The organism is uncultured Streptococcus sp., from assembly GCF_963511325.1.
GTDB lineage: Bacteria > Bacillota > Bacilli > Lactobacillales > Streptococcaceae > Streptococcus.
On sequence record NZ_CAUPII010000047.1, the window covers coordinates 1 to 10,548 of the forward strand.

10 protein-coding genes and 1 pseudogene are annotated in these 10,548 nt (G+C 40.7%); 5 read left to right on the forward strand and 6 right to left on the reverse strand.

The window, feature by feature from the left end; translation table 11 throughout:
• A partial coding sequence (locus RQ973_RS09075; RefSeq protein WP_311523761.1) for a transposase occupies positions 1-134 on the forward strand: 134 nt, incomplete at its 5' end.
• A 13-nt stretch (positions 135-147) separates the two neighbouring features.
• Here RQ973_RS09075 and RQ973_RS09080 read toward each other — a convergent pair.
• Positions 148-501 (reverse strand): DUF3397 domain-containing protein, encoded by a 354-nt coding sequence (locus RQ973_RS09080; RefSeq protein WP_311523753.1) that lies wholly within the window; start codon positions 499-501, stop codon positions 148-150.
• A 324-nt stretch (positions 502-825) separates the two neighbouring features.
• On the opposite strand from RQ973_RS09080, the pseudogene RQ973_RS09085 reads away from it, so the two are divergent.
• Positions 826-1,074, forward strand: a pseudogene (locus tag RQ973_RS09085) (transposase); the annotation flags it as partial.
• A 29-nt stretch (positions 1,075-1,103) separates the two neighbouring features.
• On the opposite strand, the gene RQ973_RS09090 reads toward RQ973_RS09085, so the two are convergent.
• From RQ973_RS09090 to zapA, 3 genes are all read right to left on the reverse strand, one after another.
• A complete protein-coding gene (locus RQ973_RS09090) occupies positions 1,104-3,440 on the reverse strand; it encodes an endonuclease MutS2 (protein ID WP_311523754.1) in 2,337 nt (778 codons plus the stop codon).
• 263 nt (positions 3,441-3,703) lie between these two features.
• Positions 3,704-4,252 (reverse strand): CvpA family protein, encoded by a 549-nt coding sequence (locus tag RQ973_RS09095; protein ID WP_311523755.1) that lies wholly within the window; start codon positions 4,250-4,252, stop codon positions 3,704-3,706.
• Entirely contained in the window at positions 4,249-4,551 is a 303-nt protein-coding gene (gene zapA, locus RQ973_RS09100; protein WP_049503020.1) for a cell division protein ZapA, read from the reverse strand. Before zapA ends, RQ973_RS09095 begins: the two co-directional genes overlap by 4 nt.
• A gap of 86 nt (positions 4,552-4,637) precedes the next feature.
• Between zapA and rnhC the strand changes: the two genes are divergently transcribed.
• The 3 genes from rnhC to RQ973_RS09115 all read left to right on the forward strand — a co-directional run bounded on the left by rnhC (position 4,638) and on the right by RQ973_RS09115 (position 8,601).
• Positions 4,638-5,519, forward strand: a complete 882-nt coding sequence (rnhC, locus tag RQ973_RS09105; RefSeq protein ID WP_311523756.1) for a ribonuclease HIII — start codon at positions 4,638-4,640, stop codon at positions 5,517-5,519.
• Between the two features lie 3 nt (positions 5,520-5,522).
• Positions 5,523-6,134, forward strand: a complete 612-nt coding sequence (gene lepB, locus RQ973_RS09110) for a signal peptidase I (protein WP_075231822.1) — start codon at positions 5,523-5,525, stop codon at positions 6,132-6,134.
• A 100-nt stretch (positions 6,135-6,234) separates the two neighbouring features.
• Entirely contained in the window at positions 6,235-8,601 is a 2,367-nt protein-coding gene (locus tag RQ973_RS09115; RefSeq protein WP_311523758.1) for an ATP-dependent RecD-like DNA helicase, read from the forward strand.
• A 46-nt stretch (positions 8,602-8,647) separates the two neighbouring features.
• On the opposite strand, the gene tig is transcribed toward RQ973_RS09115, so the two are convergent.
• The gene (gene tig / locus RQ973_RS09120; protein WP_153225633.1) at positions 8,648-9,931 is read right to left on the reverse strand and encodes a trigger factor; all 1,284 of its coding nucleotides are present in this window, start codon (positions 9,929-9,931) and stop codon (positions 8,648-8,650) included.
• 240 nt (positions 9,932-10,171) lie between these two features.
• The coding region (locus RQ973_RS09125) for an LPXTG cell wall anchor domain-containing protein (protein WP_311523759.1) at positions 10,172-10,548 on the reverse strand (377 nt) is incomplete at its 5' end.

Below are 10,548 nucleotides of genomic sequence, written 5' to 3' on the forward strand. Positions count from 1 at the left end.
CTCTTCCTCCCTACTCACCTGAGTACAATCCTATTGAGAAAACATGGGCTCATATTAAAAAGCATCTCAAAAAGGTATTGCCAAGTTGCAATACTTTTTTCGAGGCTCTTTTGTCCTGTCCTTGTTTCAATTGACTATAATAGCTGACTATTTCATCATGAAAATTTGAACAATCATGATGATATAGATGAGCAGTGTTAGTAAAAATCCAGCTCGCCAAAAGAATTTAATAAATTTTGGATAATAAAAACTACGTCTTTTGTTTAAGAAGAAAAAGACTAACACAATTGCTAGTATTGATAAGGCCGTTCCCAATACGGGAAGTTGATTATGTATAAACATCTTAGCCGTTATCAAATAATATTCAAAAATTAGAAAAGGAAAAGCTAAATCAGCAGCATTGATGCCCCTTTTCTTTAACTTAAAGAGTCTGCTTAAAATAATCGCCAGAGCTAAGGTTAGTACCAAAAGCAAGATGGAAGCAAGTTTCATTAAAATCATACCATTATTGTATCATAAAATTTTGAGAATAGAAAAGTAAATTCCTTGATTTATTACTGTTTTAGCAAAAAATCATTGGTAAGAAACAGATTTTATAATTCCTGCTTGAACAGAATGAATCATGTTTTCGGTACGATGATAGTTTGAACTCTCAATATAAATCTTTTTTGTTTCATCAATATAAACAGGTGCTAAGTGCTTTAAACTATTAAATTTTTTAAGAAATAAAGCTACTTTTTCTGGGTCTTGTTCATTGATATACTCCCCTTATAGTGGACAGTGAAAAAACAAAATTTCACTAGAAACTACAGGGGGAGTTTTCGTATGGCAAAAAGAGGTCCGAAATCAGTGGAGGAGAAGTTAGAAGTTGTTCATCTTTACCTTGAACAAGGGAAGTCAATATCTATTTTGACCAAAGCATTTGGAGTAAATGGTGACACAATCAGAAATTGGATTCGTAAGTATCAAACAGATGGTGTAGAAGGGCTCAAGGAGCGTCATAGCTGGAAGAAATATAGTTCAGAGTTAAAAGAAAAGACTGTAACAGATTATCTTGCAGGTAGAGGTAGTTTATCTAGGATCAAATTTTCATTATTTTTGTTTTATCCCTTAAAGGTTACAATGGTTGCGCCAGATCCACCTGCATTTTGTGGTGCATAGCCAAAGCTCTTGACTTGTTTGTTTCTTTGTAAGTATTTAGTTACACCTTCACGGATGACCCCTGTACCGATACCATGAATGACATCAACTTGGGCCATATTGTTGAGTAGGGCTTGGTCTATAAAGGCATCCAAGGCTTCCATAGCTTCCTCGTAGCGTTTGCCACGAAGGTCTAGTCGAGCTTGTGGACCTTTGCCAGCAGCACGTTTGACGACGTTGACTTGTTTTTTCTTGACTGGTGCTTCTTGCTGAGCTTGTACCAAGTCAAACTCTTTTTCCTCAAGTGTCATCTTAATCAAGCCAACCTGAGCCTCCCAACGACCATCCTTGAGTTGATTGGTCAAGGTACCACGTTGACCATAGCTTAAAACGATAATATCATCTCCAACTTTTGGAGCTCGTTTTTTCTTGGCCTTCTGAAGAACCTTGTTTTTAGAAAGGTCAACTTTTTCAGGGGCTAACTTCTTGAGCTTAGCCTTGGCTTCGATAATCTCATGTGGTTTTAGTTGAGATTTACTGTGAAGATTTTTTAAAATATCATCACTCTCAGCTAGTGCTAAGTCAACAATCTCAGCAGCTTGTTCTCGCGCCTTATTGAGTTCAGTTTCTTTCTCACGATTGAGCTCGTTATAAAGTTTTTTAAGGGCACGGTTCATCTTGAGGTTTTCTTGCTCGACTTGGCGGATATTTTCAAGACGTTTCCGGCTTTCAAGTGTTTGTTCTTCCAATTGCTCAATGATCCGATTGACATCATTGTCTTGGTTAATCTGCTTGCTGGCATCGCCTACGATGACATCTGACAATCCTAGACGTTTAGCAATCTCAAAAGCATTACTTCGACCAGGTACACCCTGCATAAAGCGATAAGTTGGGCGCAGGCTAGCTGTATCAAACTCCATACTAGCATTTTGAACATAGGCCGTTTCAATCCCGTAGGCCTTTAGTTCAGGATAGTGCGTAGTTGCCATAGTCTTGACCTGACGCAGACGCAAGTCTTCTAAGATAGACATAGCAAGGGCTGCTCCTTCTTGAGGATCTGTACCAGCACCAAGCTCATCTAGTAACAAGAGCGAGTTTTGGTTAACTTTACCAAGAATATCGACGATGTTAGTCATATGACTAGAGAAGGTTGAGAGACTTTGTTCGATGGACTGTTCGTCTCCAATATCCGCAAAGACCTCCTCGAAAATCCCTACACGACTACCCTTATCAGCTAAAATTGGTAGACCAGACTGGGCCATCAACTGAGTCAAACCTAAGGTCTTGAGCATAATGGTCTTACCACCTGTATTAGGACCCGTGATGACGATAGCTGTTAATTCTTTTCCAAAGTGCACATCATTTGCGACTGCATTTTTTACAAGAGGATGACGAACGTGAAGAAGTTGAATCTCCTGTCCCTCAGACACTTGAGGTACTACTGCCTCCGTCTCTTGGATAAAGCGAACCTTAGCCCGAATCAGGTCCAAATGTCCGATAATCCAAGCATCATTAGCAATTTCAGCTGCGTGTGGTCTTACTCGTTCAGAGAGTTCTTGGAGGATACGCATCATCTCATAGCGTTCATCTGCACGAAGACTGGCTATTTCCTCACTCAACTTGACCACTTCACGAGGTTCGATATAAACAGTGTTCCCACTGGCAGAAATATCATGTACTACACCAGCAATCTTGTTACGATAGGTATTCTTAACTGGAAGAACTTGGCGACCATTTCTACTTGCGATGATACCTTCTGTCAGCATCTGAGCTTTTTGTTTGAGAAGGTCTTGCAAGACATCACGGACTTGACTTTCACTATCATGGATTTTTCGACGGATTCGTGCCAAATCCTCGCTAGCAAAGTTCTCAATAAATCCAGCTTCGTTGATGGCTTGTAGATTTCCCTGTAAATGTGGAAAATCATGAAGTTTCTCAAACCAACTTGCCAGGTGATCCAAACGTACATTTTCAAGATTGTCATAAAAATTCTGCAATTCACGACTGGCAAAGATGACACGTTTGAGTAGAAGAAATTCCTCGATGTTGAGATCAGCACCCATTTCCAAACGTTTGGAGGTCGCTGCAATATCTTTTGTTGCAGAAATGCTGAAATGAGGATGCTCGACAAAGAGTTCTTGCATTTCCTTCATCTCTGCAAAAGCTTGTCTAATCTTGTCTCCTTTATCAGTCGGAGCAAGTTCTTTCAACTGCTCTAATCCTTGCTCCGTCAAAAGATGGGGCTCAAATAAAGCCTTGACCTTATTAAATTCTAATGTTTCTAGTATTTTTTTATTCATTTTCTTTTCCTTCGTAATGAGCGAACGAATTTTTCAAATTCTCACTCTTTTCAAAAAGGCTCCTAAACTATTGATACTCAATGAAAATCAGAGAGCAAACTAGGAAGCTAGCCGTAGGTTGCTCAAAGCACTGCTTTGAGGTTGTAGATAAGACTGACGAAGTCAGTCACATATATAATCCAAGGCGAAGCTGACGTGGTTTGAAGAGATTTCCGAAGAGTATGAGATTGTAAACAAAAGGCTAGGAATAGTTCCCGCCCTTTTTATCCGATTATTTTGGTTACCCAGAGTTGTTTAATCATATGAGTAGTGATGGGAACACTCTGGATAATATGTTTAGCTACAAAACTGTTTTCAAGTGAATTTTGAACGATTGCTAGAGGCACAGTCGCAAGGATGGTCAGCATCATCTGAAGGACAAATAAGGTCACTCCAACTGATAAGACTCCCGCACCGATGCGAAAATATTTCCCACCAAACTTTTTGGTTGGTACTAGGTTAAAAAAGAGTCCAATCAAACGACCGATGCAGTAAAATACGGTAAAGGCTAAGAGATAGCCAATACCTGCGTAAAAGACCTTGTCCAATTGGAAGAGCTGGTCAGATGGGAAGAAAAAGGTACCCTGCCCTTCCTGGGGATTGGCATACGGAATCAACAAGTGAAATGTTTCTCCCAATGACTGATAAAAATTCCCCGCAAAATAAGCTGAGACGATTGTAGCTAGGAGATAATAGGCTTGTAGGACCAAGCCTCTGCGATAGCCGATATAAAAACTCCAAGCCAGAACCAATAAAAGAAAGATGGAAATCATAGTGAGTCCTCAATCTTACTCTGCTCTTGTTTAGTCGCTACAACTTGATGACGGAGGGCGTCTAATTCTTGTTCCTTATCATCAAATTCAATCTCACGGCTGAGTTGGGTCGACAAGCTATTGACTGCTAATAAAATAGCGATTGTCTCATCATCCGCTCCAGGCATCTGCTCTTTAATTGCTTCATATTTTTCTGTTGCGACCTTGGCAATTTCCTCCATAAAGAGGTTGTCATGCTCAGTTGTTAGGGTCAATGTTTTTTTTCCGAATGTAAACTTGTATCGATTTAAATTTGCCATAAAATTCACCTCACGATATTATACCAAATTTCACTAAGTTTGTCAGTTTTTACCAATTCTACGGCTTTTATGGTACAATAAGAACTATGGCAAGTATTACATTAACCCCTAGTGAAAAGGAAATCCAAACCTTTGTTCAGCAATATGAACAAGCACTGACTCCTAGTAAAAATCCTTATATTCGCTACTTTTTGAAACTTCCGCAGGCAAGTGTTTCCATCTACACTTCTGGAAAAGTCTTACTTCAGGGAGAAATGGCTGAAAACTACGCCAGCTTTTTTGGTTATCAAGTCAGTCAAGGAACTAGCGGACAAAATTTCCCCTTGCTTGGGACAGATGAGGTGGGAAATGGTTCCTACTTTGGTGGTCTCGCTGTTGTAGCATCCTTTGTAACACCTGACCAGCATGACTTCCTACGAAAACTAGGTGTAGGGGATTCTAAGACTCTGACTGACCAAAAGATTCGTCAGCTTGCACCTCTGCTTAAGGAGAGAATCCAGCACCAAGCGCTACTTCTTTCTCCCAGTAAGTATAATGAAGTCATTGGGGAGCGCTACAATGCCGTTTCCGTAAAGGTAGCCCTGCACAATCAAGCAATTTTTCTCCTCCTCCAAAAGGGAGTCCAGCCAGAAAAGATTGTGATCGATGCTTTTACGAGTGCTCAAAACTATGAGAAGTACTTAAAAAAGGAAGCCAATCATTTTTCTAATCCAGTCAGTCTGGAGGAAAAAGCCGAAGGTAAGTACTTGGCTGTCGCAGTAAGTTCTATCATTGCGCGTGATCTATTTCTGGAAAATTTAGAAAATCTGGGTGGAGAACTTGGCTACCAACTTCCAAGCGGGGCTGGGACAGCTTCTGATAAGGTAGCTAGCCAAATCCTTCAAGCTTATGGTATGCAGGGACTTAACTTCTGCGCCAAACTTCATTTTAAAAATACTGAAAAAGCAAAAAAACTGCTAGAAAGGTAAATTATGAAATATTTTAAATCGTTTTTAAAAGAGTGGAGTTTTATCCTCATTATCACTCTTATCGCCCTTAGTCGTCTCTTTCTCTGGAGGAATGTCAGTGTAGAAGGACATTCAATGGATCCTACCTTGGCAGATGGAGAAGTCCTCTTTGTGGTTAAACATCTCCCAATCAATCGTTTTGATATTGTGGTTGCTCATGAAGACGATGGGAACAAGGATATCGTTAAACGGGTCATTGGTATGCCAGGAGATACTATCCGTTACGAAAGCGACAAGCTCTATATCAATGGTCAAGAAACTGATGAGCCCTATTTAGCAGAATACCTTAAGCGTTTCAAGGAAGATAAACTCCAAAGCACTTATACTGGAACTGGTTGGGATGGTAAAAAGGGAGAATACTTTAGAACCATTGCCCAAAAGGCTCAAGCCTTTACCCTAGATGTTAATTACAACACTAGCTTCACCTTCACTGTTCCAGAAGGAGAATACCTCCTACTTGGTGATGACCGTCTGGTATCTAGCGACAGTCGACATGTTGGTACCTTTAAGGCAAAAGATATCACTGGTGAAGCCAAATTCCGCTTTTGGCCACTCAAGCGTATCGGAACATTTTAAAAACTAGGAAGAGGCCGAGAATTTCCCATCTCAGCCTCTTCTCATTCTATTTTGACTAAATCTGGGATAAATTTTCTCAGACACTATTGTAAGGAATTTTATGGAAGTTTATTTTTCAGGCACCATTGAACGCATTATTTTTGAAAATGTCAGCAATTTTTTCCGTATTTTACTCCTAGATATTGAGGATACCAATGCTGAAGACTTTGATGATTATGAAATCATTGTCACAGGTACTATGGCTGATATCATTGAAGGAGAGGAATACACCTTTTGGGGACAAATTGTCCAACACTCCAAGTATGGGGAACAGCTACAAATGACTCGCTATGAGAGAGCCAAGCCGACTAGTAAGGGCTTGGTCAAGTATTTCTCCAGCAGCCATTTTAAGGGAATTGGACTCAAAACAGCACAGAAAATTGTGGATATTTACGGAGATAACACTATTGACAAAATCTTAGAAAATCCAGACAAACTCCAGTCTATCTCTGGACTCTCTGCTAAAAACCGTGAGGCCTTTGTCTCAACTCTTCGTCTTAATTACGGAACAGAGATGGTCTTAGCCAAACTGGCTAATTACGGCATCCCAAATAAACTAGCCTTTCAGATCCAAGATTTTTACAAGGAAGAAACGCTAGAGATTGTCGAGAACTATCCCTATCAACTGGTTGAGGATATCAAGGGTTTGGGCTTTACCATCGCTGACCAACTGGCCCAAGAACTGGGGATTGAGAGTCAAGCTCCCGAACGCTTCCGTGCTGGGCTCGTTCATAGCCTCTTTCAAGGTTGCATGGAAACGGGAGATACCTATATGGAAGCTAGAGACTTGTTGGAGCAAACCCTTAATCTTCTAGAATCCTCCCGTCCAGTCGAACTAGATCCGAGTCAAGTTGCCCAAGAACTTGCTTATCTGATTGAAGAAGATAAGGTCCAGCAGATTGATACCAAAATCTTTGATAATAGCCTCTTTTTTGCAGAAGAAGGGATTCGCAGCCAACTCATCAGAATCCTCGAAAAAGGACAGAGTAAAAAACAGGATCTAGAGACTATTCAAGACCATATCACAACTGTTGAGGAAGAACTGGGAATTGAGTATGATAGTATTCAAAAACAGGCCATCTGCGATGCTATCCAAAACAAGGTCTTTATCCTTACAGGTGGGCCTGGTACAGGTAAGACCACTGTTATCAACGGCATTATCGCTGTCTATGCTCTCTTAGAAGGACTAGACCTCAAGAGAAAGAGCAATTTGCCCATTCTCCTAGCCGCTCCCACTGGTCGCGCAGCCCGTCGCATGAATGAGCTAACAGGTCTACCTAGTGCTACCATTCACCGCCATTTGGGTATGACTGGAGATGACGACACCAGCCATCTGGAAGATTATCTGGATGCTGACTTTATCATTGTAGATGAGTTTTCTATGGTAGATACTTGGCTAGCCAACCAGCTCTTTTCCAACATCTCCTCTAACAGTAAAATCCTTATCGTTGGTGATAGCGACCAGCTGCCATCGGTTAGTCCTGGTCAAGTCTTGGCTGACTTGCTCCAGATTTCAAGTATTCCTCAAACACGTTTGGAACGAATCTACCGTCAGAGCGAAGAATCAACCATCGTCACGCTTGCCAGTCAGATTCGTCAGGGAATATTGCCTGCAGACTTCACCCAGAAAAAAGCAGATCGCTCCTACTTTGAAATCGCTAGTAACCATATCCCTGCTAGCATTGAAAAAATCCTAGGTGCTGCTATCAGAAGTGGCATCCCTGCTCGTGATATTCAGGTTCTTGCCCCTATGTACCGTGGAACTGCTGGTATTGATGCCATCAACCAGCTCATGCAAGACCTCCTTAATCCTCCACAAAAAGACCAGCTTAGCTTTGAAGCTCCTCAGTACCACTATCGAACAGGAGATAAGGTCATTCACCTAGTCAACGATGCAGAGGTCAATGTCTTTAACGGAGACTTAGGCTATATCACAGACTTGATTCCAGGAAAATACACCGAATCCAAGCAAGATGAAATTGTCATCGACTTTGATGGGAACGAGGTTTCCTATCCTCGAAATGAATGGTACAAGATTCGCTTAGCCTATGCCATGAGTATCCATAAGTCTCAGGGTAGCGAGTTTCCTGTTGTGATTCTTCCGATTACTAGTGCTAGCAAACGCATGCTGGAGCGCAATCTCATCTACACTGCTATCACTCGGGCCAAAAGTAAACTGATTTTACTAGGCGAAATACAGGCCTTTGACTATGCAACCAAGCACATCGGGACAGCACGCAAGACCTATCTAATTGAACGTTTCGCTGACCTAATGGAGAATGCAGAGGAAACAAACCAACTTGCAACCGATACTGCCATCTCAACATACACTGAACAATCCTATATTCTAACCGAAGAAAACTGGACTAGTATCCCAGCTATGATTGGGATTAGCCAAGAAGACCTACAAGAATTTTTCGGAAAATAAAGTATAAGAAAACCCACCGAATCCGGTGGGCTTTTATCTTTTCAGATTATTTTACTGTTGCAGTGCTTGTGATCAATTCAACAGCTTTTTTGATTGTGATATCGTGTTTCAACATATCAGCTGAAAGCAAGTTTTGTACTTGAGCAACTTCCATGTTGTAATCTGCAGCCAATTGCTCGATTTCTTTTTGGATTTCTTCGTCAGTAGCGTCAAATCCTTCAGCTTTCGCAACTGCTTCGATAACAAGGTTAGTCTTCGTACGTGACTCAGCTTCTGCTTCGTATTGTTTGTGAAGGTCTTCTTGAGTAGTTCCAGTGATTTGGAAGTACATGTCAGGGTTAATACCTTGACGTTGCAAGTTTCCAAGGAATTCATTTACTGAACGGTGAACTTCTTCGTGGATCATTTCTTCTGGAAGTTCTACGATTTCAGCATTTTCAACTGCTTTATCGATTGCTGCACCTTCAACTGCATCCTTGTATGCTTCTTCTTTAGCAGCAGCCAATTCGTTGCGGTATTTTTCTTTCAATTCAGCAAGTGTTTCAACTTCTTCGTCGATATCTTTTGCAAGTTCATCGTCAAGAGCTGGAACTTCTTTAGCTTTTACTTCGTGGATAGTTGTCACGAATTTAGCTTCTTTACCGGCAAGGTCTTCTGCTTGGTAGTCTTCTGGGAATGTTACGATAACATCAACAGTTTCACCAGCTGAGTGTCCAACCAATTGGTCTTCGAAACCAGGGATGAATTGACCTGAACCAAGTCCAAGTGAGAAGTTTTCACCTTTTCCACCGTCAAATTCAACACCGTCAATAGAACCAACAAAGTCGATAACAACAGTGTCGCCGTTTTCAGCAGCAGCTTCTTTGATCACCAATTCAGCCAAGTTGTTGCGTTCACGTTCGATACGTTCTTCAACATCAGCATCAGTTACTTCTTTTTCTACATCAACTGATACTTCAAGGTTTTTGTAGTCACCCAATTTAACTTCAGGTTTTGTAACAACTTCAGCAGTGATAACCCAATCTTGACCTTTTTCCATTGAAGTTACGTCAATTTTTGGTTGTGCAACGACTTCAAGACCAGCTTCTTTTACAGCTGCTTCATAAGCGTTTGGCAAAAGAGCGTTCATAACGTCTTGGTAAAGTGACTCTTCACCAAATTTTTTGTCGAAGATAGGACGTGGAAGATGACCTTTACGGAAACCAGGAACGTTAAGAGATTTCTTTACTGAGTTAAATACACGATCCAATTCTGGTTTGATTTGGTCTTGAGAGATAGTGAAAGTCAAGACACCACGGTTTGTTTCTTTGTTTTCAAATGATACAGACATTCTGTCATTTCTCCTTAAAATTTTTTTAAATACAGCCTATTATAACATTTTCCATTGATAAAAGCTAGACTAATGCCGATAAATCTGGCTAAAACACATTTTGGGTAATTTGGCGCGTACTATTCTAGGTTCAATCCATTATATAAAAAGAAGACAAACATTCTTAAAATGTTTGCCCTCTTAATGCTATAGACTCGATCATCTAGTCCAAAGTAATTTCAATAGGATTAAATATTTATTCTAATCTTCTTTTTTCTTACGAACTACAAGTCCAAATCCACTCATTACTCCAAGAAGTCCAAGTGCTGCTAAGCTAGTATGATCTTCAGTACCAGTATTTGGCAACTGAGGAGTATTTTCTTTAGCAGAGGTTGGTTTCTCTGGAGCTACTGGTTTCTCTGGAGTTACTGGTTTCTCTGGAGTTACTGGTTTCTCTGGAGTTACTGGTTTCTCTGGAGTCACTGGTTTCTCTGGAGTTACTGGTTTCTCTGGAGTTACTGGTACAATTGGAACGTAGATGATTGGTGTGTCATCACCTGGGTTTGTTGGAAGGTTTGGAAGTTCCTTACCTGGTTCTACTGGTTGACCTGGTTTGCTTGGATCTTTTGGATCTGGCA